The sequence below is a fragment of the Gillisia hiemivivida genome (assembly GCF_007997295.1).
In the GTDB taxonomy this organism is placed as follows: domain Bacteria; phylum Bacteroidota; class Bacteroidia; order Flavobacteriales; family Flavobacteriaceae; genus Gillisia; species Gillisia hiemivivida.
The window spans coordinates 46,566-68,828 of the sequence record NZ_VORY01000013.1; the positions used below are offsets into that span (position 1 = coordinate 46,566).

General features: G+C 34.4%; 18 protein-coding genes. 8 read left to right on the plus strand and 10 right to left on the minus strand.

The features are described from left to right. Positions 1-54: 54 nt before the first annotated feature. Together ES724_RS11220 and ES724_RS11225 are read left to right on the plus strand one after the other, a co-directional pair. Positions 55-1,095 (plus strand): PLP-dependent cysteine synthase family protein, encoded by a 1,041-nt coding sequence (locus ES724_RS11220; protein ID WP_146933036.1) that lies wholly within the window; start codon positions 55-57, stop codon positions 1,093-1,095. A 149-nt stretch (positions 1,096-1,244) separates the two neighbouring features. Next, positions 1,245-2,504, plus strand: a complete 1,260-nt coding sequence (locus ES724_RS11225; RefSeq protein ID WP_146933038.1) for an aminotransferase class I/II-fold pyridoxal phosphate-dependent enzyme — start codon at positions 1,245-1,247, stop codon at positions 2,502-2,504. A 194-nt stretch (positions 2,505-2,698) separates the two neighbouring features. Here ES724_RS11225 and ES724_RS11230 read toward each other — a convergent pair whose 3' ends face one another. Then, positions 2,699-3,670 (minus strand): transporter, encoded by a 972-nt coding sequence (locus ES724_RS11230; RefSeq protein ID WP_146933040.1) that lies wholly within the window; start codon positions 3,668-3,670, stop codon positions 2,699-2,701. A gap of 109 nt (positions 3,671-3,779) precedes the next feature. Between ES724_RS11230 and ES724_RS11235 the strand changes: the two genes are divergently transcribed. Genes ES724_RS11235 through ES724_RS11250 form a run of 4 tightly spaced genes read left to right on the plus strand, consistent with a single transcriptional unit; the run spans position 3,780 to position 9,276 of the window. After that, positions 3,780-4,052 (plus strand): DUF4834 domain-containing protein, encoded by a 273-nt coding sequence (locus ES724_RS11235; protein ID WP_146933042.1) that lies wholly within the window; start codon positions 3,780-3,782, stop codon positions 4,050-4,052. A gap of 25 nt (positions 4,053-4,077) precedes the next feature. After that, the gene (locus ES724_RS11240; RefSeq protein WP_146933044.1) at positions 4,078-6,498 is read left to right on the plus strand and encodes a YfhO family protein; all 2,421 of its coding nucleotides are present in this window, start codon (positions 4,078-4,080) and stop codon (positions 6,496-6,498) included. A gap of 33 nt (positions 6,499-6,531) precedes the next feature. Continuing rightward, positions 6,532-7,812 carry a glycosyltransferase family protein gene (locus ES724_RS11245; protein ID WP_146933046.1) on the plus strand — a complete coding sequence of 427 codons (1,281 nt, stop codon included), beginning with the start codon at positions 6,532-6,534 and terminating at the stop codon, positions 7,810-7,812. A 9-nt stretch (positions 7,813-7,821) separates the two neighbouring features. Further along, a complete protein-coding gene (locus tag ES724_RS11250; protein WP_146933048.1) occupies positions 7,822-9,276 on the plus strand; it encodes a lipopolysaccharide biosynthesis protein in 1,455 nt (484 codons plus the stop codon). Between the two features lie 421 nt (positions 9,277-9,697). On the opposite strand, the gene ES724_RS11255 is transcribed toward ES724_RS11250, so the two are convergent. Together ES724_RS11255 and uvrA are read right to left on the minus strand one after the other, a co-directional pair. Then, on the minus strand, positions 9,698-10,969 hold the full coding sequence (locus ES724_RS11255; RefSeq protein WP_146933050.1) for a hypothetical protein: 1,272 nt from the start codon (positions 10,967-10,969) through the stop codon (positions 9,698-9,700). A 179-nt stretch (positions 10,970-11,148) separates the two neighbouring features. Beyond that, positions 11,149-13,935: an excinuclease ABC subunit UvrA gene (gene uvrA / locus ES724_RS11260; RefSeq protein WP_146933052.1), complete on the minus strand. Its 2,787-nt coding sequence runs from the start codon at positions 13,933-13,935 to the stop codon at positions 11,149-11,151. A 242-nt stretch (positions 13,936-14,177) separates the two neighbouring features. Between uvrA and ES724_RS11265 the strand changes: the two genes are divergently transcribed. Further along, positions 14,178-14,762, plus strand: coding sequence for an RNA polymerase sigma factor (locus ES724_RS11265; protein ID WP_026838732.1), 585 nt, complete (start codon positions 14,178-14,180; stop codon positions 14,760-14,762). A 282-nt stretch (positions 14,763-15,044) separates the two neighbouring features. Here ES724_RS11265 and ES724_RS11270 read toward each other — a convergent pair whose 3' ends face one another. Next, a complete protein-coding gene (locus ES724_RS11270) occupies positions 15,045-15,704 on the minus strand; it encodes an endonuclease III domain-containing protein (protein ID WP_026838731.1) in 660 nt (219 codons plus the stop codon). Between the two features lie 31 nt (positions 15,705-15,735). Here ES724_RS11270 and bcp point away from each other — a divergent pair, with 31 nt between their 5' ends. After that, positions 15,736-16,185: a thioredoxin-dependent thiol peroxidase gene (bcp, locus tag ES724_RS11275; RefSeq protein ID WP_146933054.1), complete on the plus strand. Its 450-nt coding sequence runs from the start codon at positions 15,736-15,738 to the stop codon at positions 16,183-16,185. 1,451 nt (positions 16,186-17,636) lie between these two features. On the opposite strand, the gene ES724_RS11280 is transcribed toward bcp, so the two are convergent. The 6 genes from ES724_RS11280 to porX form a co-directional block, all read right to left on the minus strand. After that, positions 17,637-18,011 (minus strand): DUF4258 domain-containing protein, encoded by a 375-nt coding sequence (locus ES724_RS11280; RefSeq protein ID WP_146933056.1) that lies wholly within the window; start codon positions 18,009-18,011, stop codon positions 17,637-17,639. A gap of 3 nt (positions 18,012-18,014) precedes the next feature. Then, entirely contained in the window at positions 18,015-19,214 is a 1,200-nt protein-coding gene (locus ES724_RS11285; protein ID WP_026838728.1) for an alanine dehydrogenase, read from the minus strand. Between the two features lie 64 nt (positions 19,215-19,278). Then, on the minus strand, positions 19,279-19,587 hold the full coding sequence (locus tag ES724_RS16770; protein WP_246136862.1) for a hypothetical protein: 309 nt from the start codon (positions 19,585-19,587) through the stop codon (positions 19,279-19,281). 232 nt (positions 19,588-19,819) lie between these two features. Continuing rightward, on the minus strand, positions 19,820-19,966 hold the full coding sequence (locus tag ES724_RS16520) for a hypothetical protein (protein WP_170249888.1): 147 nt from the start codon (positions 19,964-19,966) through the stop codon (positions 19,820-19,822). Positions 19,967-20,245: 279 nt separating this feature from the next. Then, positions 20,246-20,650: a tRNA (adenosine(37)-N6)-threonylcarbamoyltransferase complex ATPase subunit type 1 TsaE gene (gene tsaE / locus ES724_RS11295; RefSeq protein WP_146933060.1), complete on the minus strand. Its 405-nt coding sequence runs from the start codon at positions 20,648-20,650 to the stop codon at positions 20,246-20,248. Between the two features lie 43 nt (positions 20,651-20,693). Then, a complete protein-coding gene (gene porX / locus ES724_RS11300) occupies positions 20,694-22,244 on the minus strand; it encodes a T9SS response regulator signal transducer PorX (RefSeq protein WP_146933061.1) in 1,551 nt (516 codons plus the stop codon). Positions 22,245-22,263 lie beyond the last annotated feature (19 nt).

The window sequence follows — 22,263 nt, forward strand, 5'->3', positions numbered from 1 at the left end:
TTAACATTTAAGAATAAATTTTTAATCCCTAAATTGGTTAAAGAATTTCATTTTATGGTAGAAAAGAAAAAGGTATACGATAACATATTGCAATTAATTGGAGATACTCCTTTAGTTCGATTGAGTTCTATTACCAAAAAATTTAGTGGAGATTTTTTCGCTAAAATTGAATCTTTTAATCCTGGACACTCTTCTAAGGATAGAATTGCTTTATTTATTATTGAAGAAGCAGAAAGAAAGGGAATATTAAAACCTGGTGATACTATTATTGAAACTACATCTGGAAATACTGGATTTAGTATTGCAATGGTTAGTATTATTAAGGGCTATAAGTGTATTCTTGCAGTAAGTTCTAAATCTTCTAATGATAAAATAGACATGCTCAAAACAATGGGAGCCAAAGTTTATGTATGTCCAGCACATGTTCCTGCAGATGATTCACGCTCTTATTATGAGGTTGCTAAAAGATTACATCAGGAAAATGAAGGTTCGGTGTATATCAACCAGTATTTTAATGAACTAAACATTGAAGCTCATTACAAAACAACAGGGCCTGAGATCTGGAATCAGACAGAGGGGCAGCTAACTCATTTAATTGCTTGCAGTGGAACAGGAGGAACAATTTCTGGAACAGCAAAATTTCTAAAAGAACAAAACCCTAATATTCGTGTTATTGGAATAGATGCATTTGGATCTGTGTTGAAGAAATTTCATGAAACCAGAGCTTTTGATAAAGATGAAATATATCCATACAGGATTGAAGGTTTGGGTAAGAATTTAATACCATCTGCTACAGATTTCGATATTATAGACGAGTTTATAAAGGTAACCGATGAAGATAGTGCTCATACTGCTAGAGAACTCGCTAGAACCGAAGGATTGTTTCTTGGATATACAAGTGGAGCGGCAATGCAAGGAATAAAACAATTGCAGGAGCAAGGAGAATTCGATGAGAATAGTAAAGTAGTTGTTATTTTTCCAGATCACGGGTCTAGATATATGAGTAAAATTTATAGTGATGACTGGATGGAGGCACAAGGCTTTTTTGATTCTAAAAGAGAAGCAGAATCGCAGCCAATTGAAATTATAAAATAAGGATGCACCTTTTATAATATATTAAACCTAAAAGCATCCTTTTTATAGGATGCTTTTAGGTTTAATAGTGGGAGGGAGTAGTTAAATATTATTATTGTAAAATTGAGTTGTATTTCAGTACTTTTGCAACTTGTAAATAAAAAAAATCTATGAGAGATTTATTTGATAAAATATATAAGGATAAGGGACCTTTAGGGAAGTGGGCGCAACAAGCTGAAGGGTATTTTGTATTCCCAAAGCTGGAAGGACCAATTTCTAATAGAATGAAATTCCGTGGTAAAGAAGTAATTACCTGGAGTATCAATGATTATTTAGGTCTAGCAAACCATCCTGAAGTACGAAAAGTAGATGCTGAAGCTGCAGCCGAATATGGTTCTGCTTACCCAATGGGTGCAAGAATGATGAGTGGACATACAGACCTTCATGAAAAGTTGCAAGATGAACTTGCTTCTTTTGTAAATAAAGAAGCGTCTTATCTTTTAAACTTTGGATACCAAGGAATGGTATCTACTATTGATGCATTAGTATCTAAACAAGATGTTATTGTTTATGATGTAGATGCTCACGCTTGTATTATCGATGGAGTAAGATTGCATTTAGGTCAACGTTTTACCTATATGCATAATGATATGGATAGTATCGAAAAGAATTTGCAACGCGCAACAAAAATATGTGAGCAAACAGGAGGTGGAATTCTTTTAATCTCTGAAGGTGTTTTTGGAATGCGTGGAGAGCAGGGAAGACTTAAAGAAATTGTTGAGCTTAAAAAGAAATATAACTTCAGACTTTTCGTAGATGATGCTCACGGATTTGGAACTTTAGGAGCTACTGGAGCAGGAGCAGGAGAAGAGCAAGGGGTTCAAGATGATATTGATGTATACTTTGCAACTTTTGCAAAATCTTTAGCAAGTACAGGTGCTTTTATCGCCGGAGATAAAGAGATCATGGATTATTTGAAATATAATCTACGTTCTCAAATGTTCGCAAAATCCTTACAAATGCAATTAGTTGTTGGGGCTTTAAAGCGTTTAGATATGCTTAGAACAATGCCTGAATTAAAGGCTAAATTGTGGGAAAATGTAAATGCATTACAAAGTGGATTAAAAGAAAATGGGTTCGATATAGGAACCACTCAAAGTTGTGTAACACCAGTTTATCTAAAAGGAAGTATTCCGGAAGCGATGGCTCTTGTTAGAGATCTTAGGGAAAATCATGGTGTTTTCTGTTCTATCGTGGTTTATCCAGTAATCCCAAAAGGATTGATTTTATTGAGAATGATCCCAACTGCTACACATACATTGGAAGATATAGAGCTTACTTTAACTGCTTTCTCTGTTATTAGAGAAAGATTGGAGAACGGAACATACAAAAGACTATCTGCAGCAGTTACCGCTTCTTTAGAAGAGTAATTAGCTTTTAGGTTATGAAACAAAAAAATCCGCTGTTATAGCGGATTTTTTTGTTTGTTTAATGCCTCATTGAGGGTTTAATTCCCCGAGGCCTGCCCGAAACATTCAGGCGGGCTTGCCTCGATTTTTTAAAAGTATTTTCCTCCCGAACCATCGGGACATACCTTGTGGGCTTGCCCCGAGGTTCTTGATTTTTATTTTTGATCATCAATTTCAGGTTCAATATTTTCCCGTTTCTCAGTTCGTTTTCTCCTTCTGTCCCCTTCATAAGAATCGTCTAAATATTCCTCTTTTTTATGTAAATCCAATCTATATGAAACCCCGGCAGCTAATTGCCATCTGTCTGGTGTATTCTTAAAGTTGATCAATCCAGAGATATCAAATTGAAGATCATCTGTTAACAAATAAGCCACTCCAGTTCTTGCAATATCATCTGCATAAAAATCACTTACAATTCCCTGGTACTCCAGAAACCCTGCAAATTTTGGAGTGAAAGCATGCGTGAGGGTTACAATTCCAGTATAACTAGGGAATTCTTCAGTTATTTTATCTAAAATAAGGTTCATTACCAATACCCAACTTCCTGGCCAGTTATTTTGGGTTATTAACGCGATTTTAGGTGTTATAGACTTTTCTCCCTCATATAAAAATGGATTATCAGCCTGTGAAAAATTAGCTCCAGCATATAGAGATACAGCTGGGATCAAAGTTTTCCATTTAAATTTCTGATTAGCTTTCCAGCTATAAAGATTTGGTTTATCTGGTCTTATAGTTCTACTTGGGTCAAATATCAAGTATTTCGCACCCAATGTATTGGTCTTAAAATTACGGGTTTTGAACTCTACTTCATTTGCACCAATTCTAATGAATTTTGTTTCATCTTCAAAAGAACCTATTAAACTAATTTCTAAAGCTTCAAAGAACAATCCATAACGCAGAGAATAATCGGCTCCTAAAATATCTGTACTCGTACGTAATAAGCTATGATCATCATTTCCATAGTATCCACCGGCCTCTATCTGTATAACTCCAGTTCCTACAGAAAATGCGCCTTGAGATGCTCCAGGTCTGTTGGAATTTATAGTTTCAGTATATTGCGCATAGGTTGAATAACCGGATGTGATAAATAAAATGATTGTAAATATTTTGATCTGAAAGTATTTCATACAAGTTGTTGTTAGTCCGGTCAAATATAGAAGATTTTATTATTTTTTTATGGATATAGATACCCAATTTGTCTCATCATAATAGTAATTTTGCATAAACTATATACAAATGCACGAAGCATCATTCGAAAGTATTTTGAAAACCGTATTAATAATTCTGTTTATATATTTCGGTTTTAAAATTTTTATAAAATGGTTTGGACCATTGATCTTAAAATGGTTCCTTAAAAGAATTGGACAAAAGTTCCAACAACAATTCAATGGCCAAGCTGCTCCCAAAGCTCAAAAGAAGGGAAAAGTTAATTTAGATTCAGATAAACCAAAATCAAGTAATTCCAATAAAAAAGTAGGGGAGTACATCGATTTCGAAGAAATTGATTAATTTTCGTTCCTATTAAATTCTATCTATGATTAGATCCTTAAAAGGTTTTCTACCACATATTCTTGTGGTTTTTGGTTTTCTCATTATTTCTCTAGCCTATTTTAGTCCTGTTCTCCAAGGTAAAGAAATTTATCAAAGTGATATAGTTCAGTATACCGGAATGGCAAAGGAGCAAAATGACTTTAGAGCCGAAACCGGAGAAGAACCTTACTGGACAGATTCAGCTTTTGGGGGAATGCCAACCTATCAATTAGGTGCTTATTATCCTCATAATTATATTAAAAAGTTAGATTCAGTTTTACGTTTTCTACCACGGCCTGCAGATTACCTGTTCTTATATTTTATAGGGTTTTACATACTTCTACTGGTCCTAAAACTAGATTATAAAATTGCCTTTCTCGGCGCCTTAGCCTTCGGATTTTCAACATATCTTATTATAATTCTTGGAGTAGGACACAATGCCAAAGCACATGCTATTGCCTATATGCCAATGGTTCTTGCTGGAATATTACTGTGCTTCAGAAATAAATATATCGGTGGATTTTTGCTCTTATCTTTTGCAATGGCATTGGAAATTGGAGCAAATCATTTCCAGATGACCTATTACTTACTACTGCTTGTTATAGTTTTGGGATTGGTTTATCTAATTGATGCCTTCAGAAAAAAACAATTACCACATTTCTTTAAAGCATTAGGAGTAATGGCGCTGGCTGTTTTATTAGCAATAGCAACCAATGCTACTAATTTATTAGCCACTCAAGAATACACTCAATATAGTACTAGGGGTGATACTGGATTAAGCATTACTTCGGAAGGAAAACAAAAGGAAACAGCGGGATTGAATTATGACTATATCACCGAATATAGCTACGGTATCACTGAAACATTAAATCTATTTATTCCTAGATTTATGGGTGGTTCCAGTTCTGAAAAATTAGGTGAAGATTCAGAAATGTATGCTCAATTATTGCGCATGGGTGCATCTCCTGTGCAGGCAAAGGATTTTGCAGAGAATGCTCCTACGTATTGGGGAAATCAACCCTTTGTCGGAGCACCGGCTTATATTGGGGCCAGTATTATTTTCTTATTTGTCTTTGCCTTATTCTTAATTAAAGGAAGATTAAAATGGTGGATCGTGGGAGGAACTATTTTATCAATCATCTTATCTTGGGGTAAGAATTTTGGATTTGTTACCGAGTTCTTTATCGATTATATACCGCTCTATAATAAGTTTCGCGCAGTTTCATCTATTCAGATTATTGCCGAACTGTGTATTCCTATTCTTGCTGTTTTTGGGTTGCACAAGCTCTTCAATAATTTTGACGGTGACAAAGAGAAGTTTTATGCACTTAATTGGGCAACCATAATTACAGCTGGTTTTGCTTTAATACTACTTGTTCTAAAATCTACTTTATTTAGTTTTAGTGGAGGAAGCGACTCGGTTTATATTGAGCAAATGGGAGTAGAGTTCGTTCGAGCCTTGAAAGAAGATAGAAAATCTATTTTTACAGCTGATGCTATTAGGTCTCTTATTTTAGTGTTGATCGCTGCTGGATTTATCTTTGCTTATTTAAAAAAGCTTGCGAATAAGAATTTAATAATTGTAGGTTTTATCTTTTTGATCTTATTTGACTTAGTTGGAGTAGATAGAAGATATGTGAACAATGAAGATTTTGTTGCTGCAAGAGTGATGAACAAACCTTTTCAGAAAACTACTGCAGATGAAATGATTCTAGAAGATAAAGGGCATTATCGTGTTTTCGATCTTGCTGAAAGTCCATTTAATACTGGTAGAACTTCTTATTTTCATAATTCTATTGGAGGTTATCACGCTGCCAAACCTGGAAGAATCCAGGACCTCTACGATTTCTACATTTCAAAAAATAATATGTCGCTGCTTAATATGCTCAATGTAAAGTATATTATAGTTCCAACAGAGGAAGGACCAACTGCACAGCAAAACCCTAATGCAATGGGGAATGCATGGTTTGTTGAAAATATTAAATGGGTAAATTCTGCAAATGAAGAGATTTTGAGTCTGGCAGATACAAATCTAAACGCTACTGCGATCATTAATTCTGAATTCAAGGAATCTGAAATAGTAGTGAGCAAAGCACAAGATTCCACTGCAAGCATAAAGCTGATCTCTCAAGAACCAATTGAATTAGTTTATAAATCTAAATCCTCTAAAGAGGAATTCGCTGTCTTCTCTGAAATGTATTATGAAAATGGATGGAATGCCTATGTGGATGGAAATGAAACACCTCATTACAATGTGAACTATGTTTTGAGAGGAATGCAGATTCCGGCAGGAGAACACACAATTACCTTTAAATTTGAACCACAGGTTATTAAAACGGGAAGTAGTATTGCACTTGCCAGTTCAATTTTGCTTGGACTTCTAACGTTTGGAGGAATTTACTTTTCCTTTAGGAAAAAGGATTAGACAATATTGATGTGTAGGTTCTAAAGTGCCACTATGAAAAAAGTTTTAATTATAACTTATTATTGGCCACCAGCTGGGGGCCCTGGGGTGCAACGCTGGTTAAAATTTGTAAAATATTTACGGGATTTTGATATAGAGCCTATTGTTTATATTCCAGAAAATCCCGATTATCCAATTATAGATAAGAGCCTTTTAGAAGAGATTCCAAAAGGAATAATTATACTTAAAAAACGAATTTTTGAGCCTTATTTTTTAGCTAAGATCTTTTCCAAAAAAGAGACTTCTACTATAAGCAGCGGAATTATTCAAGAAGCGAAAAGTCAAAATTTTCTTCAAAAACTGTTCTTATATATCCGTGGAAATTTCTTCATTCCCGATGCTCGAAAATTTTGGATCAAGCCTTCGGTTAATTTTCTTTCTGAATACCTTTCAGAAAATAAAATCGACACAATTATTAGCACCGGTCCACCTCATAGTTTACACCTTATTGGTCTTGGTTTAAAGAAAAAGCTTGAATTAAAATGGATTGCAGATTTTCGGGATCCTTGGACAGAAATAGGATATCATAAAAAATTGAAATTATCTGCTTCAACCGAAGCCAATCATATAGCTTTGGAAACGGAGGTTTTAACTTCAGCAGATCATATTATAACTACAAGTTTCGCAACCAAAATAGAATTTCAATCCAAAACCTTAAAACCAGTAACTGTAATTACTAATGGATATGATTCTATTGAAGATAATTCTTCAGAATTAGATCAGAAATTCAGTTTGGCACATATTGGATCATTACTCTCGGGTAGAAACCCTAAGAATTTGTGGAAAGTCCTGCAAGAGCTGACTTCAGAAAACAAAGATTTTAAGGAAGATCTTGTTTTAAAATTAGTTGGAACTTTAAGTAATGATGTATTAGATTCTATTAAAGAACATGATCTAGAGGCTTATTTAGAATTACCAGGATATGTTTCTCATAACAAAGCGAAAAAAATTCAGCAATCTTCTCAGGTATTGCTTTTAGTGGAAATTGATAGTATTGAAACCAAAGGAATTATCCCAGGGAAACTCTTTGAATATATGGCGGCAAAGCGCCCAATTTTAGCATTAGGTCCAAAAGATTGGGATGTGAAGAATATATTGGCAGAAACCAATTCGGGAACTTATTTTGGGTATCAGGAAGAAACCAGTTTAAAAGAGCATATTTTGAGTATGTATAAATCATACAAAAACCAGCAATTAAATGTAAGCGCCATAAATACTGAAAAATATAGCCGAAAGAATCTTACTGGAGAATTGGCTAAACTTTTAAAAGACTAGATTTAACTAATGGGAGTTATAATAAAGCAGTCTTTTAAAAACATGATAACTACCTACTTTGGGTTTGGGATCGGCGCAATTAACACGCTCTTTTTGTTTACCTACTTTCTGGAAAAGGAATATTACGGACTTGTTAGTTTTTTATTATCTGCAGCAAATCTTGTTTGGCCATTTATGGCCTTTGGAGTTCATAACACCCTTGTGAAATTTTACACCTCCTATAAAACCAAAGACGAAAAAGATAAATTGTTGAACCTTATATTGCTTTTACCTATTGGAGTTTCTATTCTATTGGGTCTTGTTGGCTTCTTAAGTTATAAATGGTTGTTGGCTTACTTTGAAGAGGGTAATGAGCTGGTACAGCCTTATATCTGGCTCATCTTTATCATTGCATTTGCTACGGCCTATTTTGAGGTTTTCTTTGCATGGTCTAAAATTAACTATCAGAGTGTATTTGGTAATTTTATGAAAGAAGTGTTTCATAGACTTTGTATTACTGTATTATTGTTCTTGGTGTATTTTTCTATAATTAATGTGGAATATTTTATTTACGCCATGGTTATGGTTTTCGTATTGCGTGCTATCGCTATGCAAGTGTATGCTTTCTCATTATATAAGCCGAAATTTAATTTCTCACTTCCAAGTAATTATAATACAGTTTTAAAATATTCAGCTTTGATTCTCATTGCGGGGTCTGTGGCAACTATTTTATTAGATCTGGATAAAGTGATGATAGAGCATTATCTACCAATAGAAAATGTTGCTATCTACGGAATTGCAGTTTATATCGCTACAGTAATTTCTGTACCTCAAAAAGCGATGCATCAAATTATTCATCCTCTTACAGCAAGTTTGCTAAATAGCAACGATAAGAAATCCTTAAAAGATCTATATAAGCGAAGCTCATTAACCTTGTTGGTGGTAAGTGCCATAATTTTTGTGCTAATAATTGTAAATATTAATCAGCTTTATTTATTGATTCCTCAGGAATACCAAATAAGCACATTGATTATTCTGCTTTTAGCTATAGTAAAGTTGTTTGATAATATGTTGGGTAATAATAATAGTATTCTTTTTAACTCAGATTACTATAGATTAGTGCTTGTATTTGGAGTTATACTCTCTATAATGGCGTTCGTTTTTAATTTAATTCTAATTCCTGCTTATGGAATACTTGGTGCTGCAATTGCAAGCTTTTTGGCATTTGCTGTGTACAATGTTTCAAAATTATTGATCGTACTCAATAAATTTAAGATGCAGCCTTTCACATTAAAAACGGTATATATATTATTCTTTACGGCAAGCTTAACTGCAATTTTCTACTTTTGGGAGTTTCCATTTCACCCTATTTTAAATATCATTCTAAAATCTATAATAGTAACTGCTATTTATGGGTTTGTGGCGCTTAGATTTAGGTTTTCTGAAGATATTAATCTGTTGGTAAGAAAGTATATTAAGATATAGGTTGACTTTAAATGAATTGAAGAAATTTGTCCAATAGGTCACTAGACTAGTCGTCTCCCTATTTCCTTATAGCCTATAGGACTGTCATTCTGAACCAAGTGAAGAATCTCAATGAAGCAAGATTGAAGTTTAAAAGAGATCCCTCTTTCGTCGGGATGACAAGAGTGAATGGTAAACCTAAACCGAGAACTATTCCACTTGTCATTCTGAGCATCGCGAAGGATCTCAAAGGAACAGAATTTCTTCGATGAGAGATCCCTCCTCACGTCGGGATGACAAGAGTGAAATATATAGCTGTGGATAGCTATTGGGAAATGTGGCTTAAATCAAGGCCAAATCGAGCCAAGCCTAAAACGAAAATCCCCACGACATTTTTCAATATCTGTGGAGATTTTCTAACTAACCAACCAAAAACTTAACCTTATCTTTTCTTAACAGAACCTCTAGCATCATCTCTGGAAGAGGATGATCTTCCTGATCTTGTATTTTCTGTATTCTTAGTTTCTCTAACGCTATCTTTTCTGTTATTATTTTGTGACCCTTCTGCTGTTGCATTTCTTGAAGAACTATTTGTTGATCGTCCTCTTTGGGATGTCACTGTTCTAGTAGGGGAACTTGTTCTTCTTGCTTCAGTATTACTTGATCTATTTTGAGAAGCTCTGTTTACAGTTCTAGATTCCTGCGGTCTACTTGTAGCAGTGTTGGTACGAGCATTGGAACTTCTACTGTCTCTAGAAATAGTTCTTCCCTCACTGCTGGATCTTTGTGTTGTTATTGCCACATCCGAAGAATTTCTATTAGATCTTACTGCAGCTTCATGTCTTTCATTATTAGAAATTTCTTTTCTGGAAGAAGCTCTTGAGTTTGAACTTCTGTCCATCACTCTATTTCGACTCGCATCTCTACTTGACCTTGCGGAAACATCATTACTTCTTCTTCCATCATTTGCTGAAGATCTTGATGATCTGCCAGATACGGATTCTAAATTTCTTTTTTGTGAAGTTCTTCTTCCACTGTTGTAGGCTACATTTTTATTACTTCTACCTGGTCTATAATAATCATTCTTCTTTTTAGGATGGTATGTATTGCTATTATAGTAAGTATTATACTGTACATAATTCATACGTATTGGCTCATAATAAGCTCTATAAGGCTCGTAATAAACTACTCTGTAAGAATTGTGAGGACGCGCATAATATTTATGCCAAGGTTGATATACATATCTAGAATTATACGCATTTATATATCCTGAATAATGTACTGGTCTTTGGAAGCTATTATATTGAATGTGCAGGCCTCCTAATCTAGAAATATTTCCTTGTCTATTATAATCTATAAATATGTTTCCAGCTTGGATGATTCTTCCGTAATAGTCATAATATACCGGTACATTCTCTATTTGAATTACAGCACCATAATCATCATATTGTACGTAAGGATCATAATTATAACCTGAATTATAACTGATATTACCTGTTGGGGCAGATATATGAACTGAATTTCTTGAAAATTGTGGATCGTAATAAAAATCGAATTCTCCATTTGGATAAACTGCGAATTCAACACCGCCTTCCACAAATATGAAAGACTCTCCATAATTATTAAATGGAAAAGAACTAGAATTATCAGTAGAACCGGCAGAAGCCGACCATCCAACGAACAGCAGTGTAAATAAAAGTGCTAAATTTTTCATAGGTGGCGATTTTAGGTTAATACAGATTAATTTTAGTTGGTCGTTATCGGTATAACTAATACAAACTGCGTGCCAAAATCTGGGTGTTTTCCCCTATACTATTGATTAAACCGAAATATTAAGCGACTTGAATGTTTTTTATAAATTGATTACCACTTAAATATAAAAGCATTTGTTCTCTATAATTTTTCTTTAAGAAAAGGAGCTGTATAAGATTTCTTATTCTTGGAAACCTCTTCAGGTGTTCCTTCAGCAATTAGATATCCTCCATTTTCGCCTCCATCCAATCCAAGATCTATAATATGATCGGCGCATTTTACTAGATCCATATTGTGTTCTACAACAATTACTGAATGCCCTTTTTCTATCAAGGCATTAAAGGATTTCAATAATTTCTGAATATCATGAAAATGTAAGCCAGTAGTAGGTTCATCAAATATAAATAGCGCCTTGTCTTTGGTAGTTCCTTTTACAAGAAATGAAGCTAATTTAATTCGCTGTGCTTCTCCTCCAGAGAGAGTAGAACTGCTCTGCCCCAGTTGTACATATCCTAAACCAACATCTTGCAAAGGCTGAAGCTTTTTAGTGATTTTTGGAATATCGTTATCAGAAAAGAAGTCAATCGCCTCATTAATGGTCATTTTAAGAACGTCATCTATATTCTTATCTGCAAACTGAACTTCTAAAACTTCTTTTTTAAATCGTTTTCCTTTACAAGTTTCACATTCCAAATGAACATCGGCCATAAATTGCATTTCTATGGTAACTTCTCCTTCTCCTTTACAAGTTTCGCATCTTCCGCCATCTACATTAAAAGAAAAATACTTCGCTTTGAATCCGCGAATAACAGATAATTTCTGATTAGCAAAAAGATTCCTAATATCATCGTAAGCCTTGATATAAGTAACAGGATTGGATCTAGAAGATCTTCCAATAGGATTTTGATCTACAAATTCTATAGATTTAGTGTTTTTATATTCCCCTTCAATATCTGTAAACTGCCCTGCTTTTTCTCCATATCCACCTATACTTTTTTGTAGTGCAGGATATAGTATTTGCTTGACCAGGGTGCTTTTACCACTTCCAGAGACGCCAGTAACCGCGGTAAATACACCTAAAGGAAATGTTACATCTATATTTTTTAGGTTATTTTCTCTGGCTCCAATAAGCTTCACGAACTGTTTAGAGGTTCTTCTTTTCTTCGGAACTTCAATTCGCATGGTATCATTTAAATATTGGGAGGTTAATGAATTGGCTTTCAAAATATCTTTAAATGATCCCGTCGCGACTACTTCGCCACCATGTGTTCCAGCTTCGGGTCCTATATCTATTATTTCATCGGCCTCTCGCATAATATCTTCATCATGCTCCACGACAATTACTGTATTCCCAAGATCTCTTAGATTTTTGAGTACTTCAATCAATTTCTTGGTATCTCTGGGATGTAAGCCAATAGAAGGTTCATCTAAAATATACATAGATCCTACTAAGCTACTTCCTAAAGAGGTTGCTAAGTTTATTCGTTGAGACTCTCCTCCAGATAAGCTATTCGATTTTCTATTTAATGTTAGGTAATCTAGTCCAACATTAGAAAGAAATAGCAAACGATTATTAATTTCAACTAATAGACGCTTTGCGATTTGGGTATCATATTCATTAAGTTGAAGTGTACTGAAAAACTCCCGTACCTTATCTATAGGTTTTTCTACAAGATCTGTTATGGTAGCTCCACCAACTTTCACGTAATTAACCTCTGGTCTTAGTCTCTTTCCTTTACAAACAGTACATCTAGTTTTTCCTCTATATCTTGAAAGCATTACCCTATTCTGAATCTTATAAGCTTTAGATTCTAAATATTCAAAAAAGGTATTCAGTCCTTCAAAATGGGAATTTCCATTCCAGATAAGATCTTTTTGATCTTGAGTTAGTTCAAAATATGGCTTATGGATTGGGAAATTAAATTTGTGCGAATTGTTAACCAATTGATCCCTGTACCAACTCATACTTTCACCTCTCCAAGGAAATATAGCATTTTCGTATACAGATAAAGCTGTGTTAGGAATAACAAGATCTTCATCTATTCCAATAACATCTCCATAACCTTCACATTTAGGACAAGCGCCATACGGGTTATTAAAGCTGAAAAGATGTACATTAGGTTCTAAAAACAAGATTCCGTCTAGTTCAAATTTATTACTGAAATGGCGAAGTTTATTATCAGATAAACTTTGAAGATAAATTTCACCTTTTCCTTCAAAAAATGCAGCCTGCGTAGCATCGGCTAATCTATTCTGAAAATCTTCATCATCCTTTGTTACAATTCTATCTACCACCAAGGAAACATCTTCAGCATTTAATTTATCTAAATCGGTTTCATCTATTCGTACAACATCTTCCTTAACTTTTATTCGGCTATAGCCTTGTTGTAAAAGTACATTCAGTTTTTCCTTAAGTATTCTTCCATTTTCTAGATGAATAGGGGAGAGCAGTAACATTTTTTCGCCTTCAGGAAAGGACTTCACATAATTTATAACATCTGTAACCGTGTCTTTTTTAACTTCATCTCCAGAAACAGGCGAATACGTTCTGCCTATTCGGGCAAATAATAATTTTAAATAATCATAGATCTCTGTAGAAGTCCCCACAGTAGAGCGAGGGTTGGTAGAATTTACCTTTTGTTCTATTGCAATGGCTGGAGCAATTCCTTTTATATAATCTACTTTTGGTTTATTTAGTCTTCCAAGAAATTGTCTTGCATAAGAGGATAAACTTTCTACATACCTGCGTTGTCCTTCAGCATAAAGCGTATCAAATGCTAAACTTGATTTCCCAGAACCAGAAAGTCCAGTAATTACAACTAATTTATTTCTAGGGATTACAACATCAATATTCTTTAAATTATGGAGTTTTGCTCCTTTAATTATTATGTTTTCTTTGGGGTTAAGCTTTGAAATATCTACTGCCATGGATTTGTCTTATCGAAATAAAAAGCAAAGGTACTCAATAAGAAGCAGTGTAAAAAGTGAACATATTCTATATGATTTGTTAAAAAATAAGCTTTAAGTTTGCTTATGTAAAATATATGTTGCTATATTTGGAGCATCAACGAACATTCTAAAAATCTATTGCCTATTGCATAAAGTTACTTTTTAAGTTAAAAAAACTAACCTGACGGTATTCTTATATACCCGAAAATAAAGTAACTACTATGGATTACATTAAGGCAACTGATGCTGCGCTAGTGCAAGATTATATTCAAGGGAATGAAAAAGCACTTTCCACTTTAATAAATAGACATCAACAACGTATATATAGTTTCATATATTCGAAGGTATTTGATAAAGATGTTTCTGACGATGTTTTTCAGGATACTTTTATAAAAGTCATAAATACCCTTAAAAGAGGAAAATATAATGAAGAAGGTAAATTTTTACCTTGGGTGATGCGGATTGCGCATAATTTGGTGATAGATCACTTCAGAAGGAATAAAAGAATGCCAATGTTCCAGAACAATGGGGATTTTAATATTTTCTCTGTGTTGAGTGACGGGGATTTAAATATTGAAAAACAAATAATTAAAGATCAAATTGAATCTGATGTTCAGGAATTAATCAAAGAGCTACCAGAAGATCAGTTGGAAGTATTAACTATGCGTATCTATAAGGACATGAGTTTTAAAGAGATCTCCGAAAGCACGGGGGTTAGTATCAACACTGCTTTAGGAAGAATGCGCTATGCGTTGATTAATTTGAGAAAATTAATTGAAAAACATAACTTGATTTTAACAAATTAATTTACAATAAGAGTGCTTTAAATACGTTCTTCATTTAAACTAACTAAAAGTTAAGCAAATGAAGCACCTTTACACTAAACCTTCGAAAGGAGAACAATTGAACACATTAAACCCTAAAAAGGAAACCCTGCAGTTCCTTTTAAATTATTCTAAAGCTCTGCGTATTACTAAGTATAAGCAGTTGAGCTTCGAGACAATTTTAAATTAGATAAAAAAAGACCTGCTTTATAGCGGGTCTTTTTTTTATAAAAAAGTCGAATTGCTTTTGGGAATTTCAAATTCTCACTTTAATTTCCTCTTGTAATACTCATCAAGAACTTGCTTTCTTCCTATGGTTTTTGTGATAATATCCTTTTCTAAATTCCATGCTCTAGCAGGGGAATATTGCCTTCCATAATAAATAATTTGAAGATGTAGTTTATTCCAATGTTCTCTAGGGAATAATCTTTTAGCATCCTTTTCAGTTTGAACCACATTTTTACCGTTGGTTAAATTCCACCTGTACATTAGCCTATGAATATGAGTATCTACAGGAAAGGCGGGTATCCCGAAGGCTTGAGACATCACTACACTTGCAGTCTTATGGCCTACTGCTGGTAATGACTCTAAAGCTTCAAAACTTTTTGGAACTTCTCCGTTGTATTTATCTATTAGAATATGGGAAAGTCCATAAATTCCTTTTGCCTTCATAGGGGATAATCCAACAGGTTTTATAATCTCCCGAATCTCCTCTGCAGATAATTTTATCATAGCATAAGGATTGTCTGCTCTTTCAAATAACAAAGGAGTGATTTGGTTCACTTTTACATCTGTAGATTGTGCAGACATAAGTACAGCGATCAATAAAGTATAAGGATCTTTATGATCCAATGGGATAGGAACTTCCGTATAAATTTCATTTAACGTATCTATAACGAACTGAACCTTTTCCTTCTTATTCATAATGCTTAAATTTATAGCTAAAATAAGAATAATGATAAAATTAAAAGTAGGAGATTCCGCTCCGCAGTTTTCAGTAAAAGATCAGGATGGAAATGTTATAAACCTGAAGGACTTTAAAGGAAAAAAAGTTGTTTTGTTTTTTTATCCAAAAGCCAGTACTCCGGGTTGTACGGCAGAAGCTTGTAATTTAAGGGATAATTGGGAACAGTTTCAGGAAAAGGGATATCAGATATTAGGCGTGAGTGCCGATACTGAAAAGAAACAGTCTAATTTTAAAAATAAATATGAATTGCCATTTCCATTGCTTGCAGATCAAGACAAGGAAGTGATAGAAGCTTATGGAGTTTGGGGACCAAAGAAATTTATGGGAAAAGAATATGATGGTATTCATAGAACCACATTTGTGATAGATGAAAAGGGACTGATAGAAGAAATTATTACCAAGGTAAAAACTAAAGATCACGCAGCGCAGATTCTTTAAGTTTCGTTGTCATCCCGACAGTAGGAGGGATCTCTTTTTTAAAGAGATTCCGGCTCCATTGAGATTCTTCACTTCGTTCAGAAAGACAGTTTGTTTTTGTCATCCCGATCTGAGTAGGGATCTCTAGTTAAAGAGGATTGAGTTTGTTGAGATTCTTCACTCCACTGCGTTGCGTTCTGAATGACAGTTTGTTTTGTCATTCCGACGATAGGAGGAATCTCATTTTACTAAAAGATTCCTGCTCCATTGAGATTCTTCACTTCGTTCTGAATGACAGCTTTTTTTTGTCATCCCGACCTGAGGAGAAATCTCTTATTGATTTGAATTTTGCTTCGTTGAGATCTTCGCTCCACTGCGTTGCGCTCTGAATGACAAATCGCACTATTACGTCATCCTGAATTTATTTCAGGATCTCATGGTGAATGACTATTAAATAAAATAGAAGCTGAAACGAGTTCAGCTTGACGATAGCTTGTCATCCCGACTTGAGGAGGGATCTCATATTGAGTTGAATTTTGCTTCATTGAGATTCTTCGCTCCACTGCGTTGCGCTCTGAATGACAAAGTATGTCATCCCGACGATAGGAGGGATCTCAAATTAAAGTTGGATTTTGCTTCGTTGAGATTCTTCGTTCCACTGCGTTGCGCTCTAAATGACAAAGTATTGTCATCCCGACCTGAGGAGGAATTTCTTGTAAAGTTGAATTTTGCTTCGTTGAGATTCTTCGCTCCACTGCGTTGCGCTCTGAATGACAAAGTATGTCATCCCGACGTGCGGATGGATCTCATTTAAAGTTGGATTTTGCATCGTTGAGATTCTTCGCTTCACTGCGTTGCGCTCTGAATGACAAAGTATGTCATCCCGACGTGAGGAGGGATCTCTTATTGAGTTTTATTTTGCTTCGTTGAGATTCTTCACTTTGTTCTGAATGAAAGTTTATTCTTGTCATCCCGACGCGAGGAGGGACCTCTTTTTAAGTTGGATTTTGCTCCGTTGAGATTCTTCGCTTCACTGCGTTGCGCTCTGAATGACAAAGTATTGTCATCCCGAAGCTATGAGGGATCTCTAGTTAAAGAGCATTGAGTTTGTTGAGATTTTTCACTTTGTTCTGAATGAAAGTTTATTCTTGTCATCCCGACCTGAGGAGGGATCTCTTATTGATTTGAATTTTGCTTCGTTGAGATTCTTCGCTCCACTGCGTTGCGATCTGAATGACAGTTTTTTCTTGTCATCCCGACGCTAGGAGGGAACTCATTTTACTAAAAGATTCCTGCTCCATTGAGATTCTTCACTTCGTTCAGAATGACAGCTTGTTTTTGTCATCCCTAAGCAATGAGGGATCTCTAGTTAAAGAGCATTGAGTTTGTTGAGATTTTTCACTTTGTTCTGAATGACAGTTTATTCTTGTCATCCCGACATGAGGAGGGATCTCTTTAGTATTAAGTGAGAATTATTGAATTTTATTCACAGATTTAATAATTGCCTTATTCTTGCAATTCTCGATTTCTATTTCAAATTCTCCAGATTCTAACTCTTCAGAAATGAAATATACCTTACAACGCGCTCTCTTAGTATCACTTTTACCGAAATCTACATTTCCGCTCTTTAATATGGTGGTAACTGCGGAAGTATCTAGATTGTTATTGGAGAAATAGGTAAGAGCATTTTCAGAAAATACACGATCTTTATTTCTTATGTTTTTAAGGGTTCTGGCATTTGGGGAGTAGTCACAAGAAGCTTTTTTACCTCCTAGAAAAAACATGAGCATACCAATACCCATGATTAGACCCACAGAGAAAAACCCTAGTCTTTGAATAAAATTCATAAATTAAAATATAAGTAAATTGATATCCCGGTAAGAAAGATCAAACCAGTCTGCAATAGATTTATTAGTTAAAATTCCGTGGTAAAAGTACAATCCATTTCGCAAACCTTTGTCATATCTCAAAGTATTTTCAAGACCGCCTTGTTCTGCAATATGTAAAAGATACGGAGTGAAAATATTACTTATAGAAACTGAAGCTGTTCTGGCATATCTAGATGGAATATTGGGCACACAATAATGGATAACACCGTGTTTTTTAAAGATAGGTTTATCGTGGGTAGTGACCTCACTAGTTTCCACACAACCGCCCATATCTATACTAACATCAATAATAATAGAACCATTTTTCATGGTCTGCACCATTTCATCAGAAATCAAGATAGGAGAACGATTCTTTCCTCTAACAGCACCAATAAGGACATCACATCTTCTTAAGGCTTTTGATAAGTTTTTTGGTTGAATTGTAGACGTGTAAAGAGTCCTTCCAATATTTGTTTGAATATTTCGTAACCTGGTAAGGCTGCTATCAAAAACTTTTACATTTGCTCCAAGTCCAACTGCAGAACGTGCAGCAAATTCCCCAACAGTTCCAGCACCTAAAATAACCACTTCTACAGGTGGAACTCCACTAATGTTTCCAAACATTAAACCGTTCCCTTCAGAATAATTGCTCATTATTTCTGAAGCAATTAAAACAGAAGCCGTCCCAGCAATTTCACTTAAGGCTCTAACTGCAGGATACGACCCATCTTCGTCTTTTATAAATTCGAATCCAAGCGCGGTAATTCGTTTGGTTGCTAGTTTTTGAAAATATTCTTTGCATTGAGTCTTTAATTGCAATGCAGAAATTATAGTAGTTTGCGGATTGATCATTCCCAGTTCCTCGCTAGAAGGTGGCTCTACTTTAAGAATAGTAGGGCAGGAGAATACTTTTTTAGTGTCTTTTGTAACCTCTGCACCGGCGTCAGAATAGTCTTTATCACTAAATCTTGCCCATTTCCCGGCATTAGACTCGATAATTACTCTATGCCCATGAGCGGTAATAGCCGCTACAGCATCTGGAGTTAAACACACCCTTTTTTCTTGATAAGAGGTTTCTCTGGGGATGCCAATAAATAGCTCTCCTTTATGCTTGTAAATTTCGAGAGTTTCTTCCTGCGGAATTAACTGTTCTTTGGTAAATGGAGATGGTTTGTCTATCATGCCTTTAGTTGTACAAAAGATTCAAATTACAACATTTTTGGGCAAATAAAGAAGTGTTATTTAATTAAAGTTTACGATAGTAATCTTCAGTTGGTTCTGGTCTAAAATTAAAACCTTGATGCCGGACGTTATCTATTTCATTTTGTTCCTTGGTAGACATTGATTTAGAGAAAACGGAAACATCAGTCTCATTTAATTCACTAAGATCAATTCCATAGATTCTATCAAATATTTGTATTCGAACCAAATAAACGATTATAAGAATTCCTATAAAAAAAGGAGCTAAATAAATTAAACCATCAATATCCATAAAATCAGTAGGTTCCATATATACATCATCATATATAGTACTAATAATTTGGAAAACATACATGCAAATTGGGATCAAAATTGAATGATACCACCAATGTTTACAAGTAAAAAACCATATAAGAAGTAAGAAAAGTGGAGTTATTTTTCCCAAATATGTCCACATTGCGGTCATTACATCTTCATAAAATTTACTTTCGTAGGTAAAAAAAGAATTTTCCCAAACGGGACCGCTTGGGAAAATTTCGTATAAATAAAAAATATATGGTGAAAAAGCTATTGAAAATCCTATAAGACTACCCGTTAGTAGGAATACGGATCTTCGATTTTTGAACAGCTTGTTTTTGTATTGGGTCATTATTATTATCGTTTTCTGTAGTTGAAGTTACAAAAAAAGTTGCACCAAAAATGGCTGCTGCGAATAAGATAGCTTTGATTTTCATAAGTATAGGTTTTAAAGTTATGTTTCGTATTGATTTCTGAAACAAACCTATAACATTATAATATGCTAATATTAAACGCCTTAATCGTATCTTTGCACCTTTTTTCGAGACAAAATTAGCCTGTATTTTTGACTATTTTACTTGTCAAAAATAAGCTAAAAATCATCATCTTCCGCTGAATTACGAAAAATATAAAATCCCACCTTTCAAATGGGCTCATTTTGTATTATTTTTCTTACACCGCTATTCGCGCAGAGTTTAGACGTTTTACTGAAATCATTAACAAAACTTTAACATTCTCGTCCCTTCATTTAGGGTCAAAACTTCCAGTTTTTGAACATCCTCATCTAATAATTTTTCTATTTTTTGAGGCCATTCAATAAATTTCCAGGTATCGAGATTCAAATAATCTTCAATACCCATGTCTAAAGCTTCCATTTCATCTTCAATTCTATAAAAATCGAAATGGAAGATCTTCCCTTGATCTGTTTGATATTCGTTAACTAGCGAGAAAGTAGGGCTGGACGCCAAGTCTGACGCACCAAGGGCTTTTACAAGCGCTTTAATAAGAGTGGTTTTCCCTGCTCCCATTTCCCCATAAAATAAAAGCGTTTTGCTTTTAACTTCGGAAAGTATTTGCACAGCTATTCTATCAATTTCTGATAGCTCGTAGGTTAACGTCATTCAAAATTAGATTTAAGGCTCTGTAAAGATATGTAATTTATTATTACCTAGGCAATAAGACCACAAATGGGATGATCATTTCCTCCATAGAAACCCCTCCATGTTGGTAGGTATTTCGAAAATAATTAACATAATAATTATAATTATTGGGATAGGCAAAAAAGGAGTCTCCTTTCGCAAATATGAAAGAACTGCTCATATTAATGGTGGGTAAGTGAATTTTCTTTGGATCTTTTGCAGCCAAAACATCCTTATTCTCATAAGTAAGACTTTTTCCTGTCTTATATCTTAGGTTTAAGCTGGTGTTTTTATCTCCTATTACTTTAGATGGTGTCTTTACATTGATAGTTCCGTGATCTGTAGTTAAGATCAATTTGAATCCTAATTGTTGCGCTTGCTGAATGATTTCTAGCAATGGAGAGTTCTTAAACCAACTTTGTGTTAAGGATCTATAGGATTTATCGTTAGAAGCCAATTCTTTGATAACTTCCATTTCGGTTTTGGAATGCGAAAGCATATCTACAAAATTATAAACAACTACAGTTAGATCGTTCTCTTTTTGTGTTTTAAAATTTTCTACCAGCTTTTTCCCTGCTTTGAGACTTGTGATTTTATGGTATTCTGATTTTATATCTAATCCCAATCTTTTTAATTGGGATTCTAAAAATTCTGCTTCAAACATATTTTTTCCTCCATCTTCAGTATCATTAAGCCAATAGTTTGGGAACAACTTTTCCATATCACTTGGCATCAATCCACTAAAAATAGCATTTCTCGCATATTGGGTTGCGGTAGGAAGTATACTGTAAAATGGTACTTCTTGTTCCTTCTTATAGTAATTGTTTATTGTGGGTTCAAATGATTTCCACTGGTCGTACCTCATATTATCCACCACTATCAATAATGTAGGCTGACTTTTACTGATTTCAGGAACTATCTTTTCTTTGAATAAAGTATGGGACATTATAGGAGGTTCAGCATTTTTGTCGAACCAATCTGGATAGTTCTTATCTACAAACTTGCAAAACTGATTGTTGGCTTCTAGCTTTTGAGATTCTAAGATCTCGAACATTCCACTATCTTCAATAGTTTCTAATTCCAATTCCCAATAAATAAGTCGCTGATATAATTCTGCCCATCCTTCAAAAGAATTAACGTCATTCATATCCATAGAGATCTTACGAAATTCTTGCTGATAGTTAGAAGTTGTTTTTTCAGTTATTAGTCTGGAGTGATCTAAATTCTTCTTCAAACTTAAAAGAATCTGATTCGGATTTACTGGTTTTATAAGGTAGTCGGCTATTTTAGATCCAATAGCTTCCTCCATTATATATTCCTCTTCACTTTTAGTGATCATTACGATTGGCATATCTGCTCGCTTTTCCTTTATTTCAGATAAAGTTTCCAATCCTGTTAACCCCGGCATATTCTCATCTAAAAAAACAATGTCGAAATTCTGAGTGTCTATTTGTTCAATCGCTTCGGTACCACTTCTACAGGTAGTTACTTCATAATTTTTAGATTCTAAAAAAATAATGTGTGGCTTAAGCATGTCGATTTCATCGTCTGCCCAAAGTATTTTTATTTTATTCATTTAAATTGAATTTATAGGA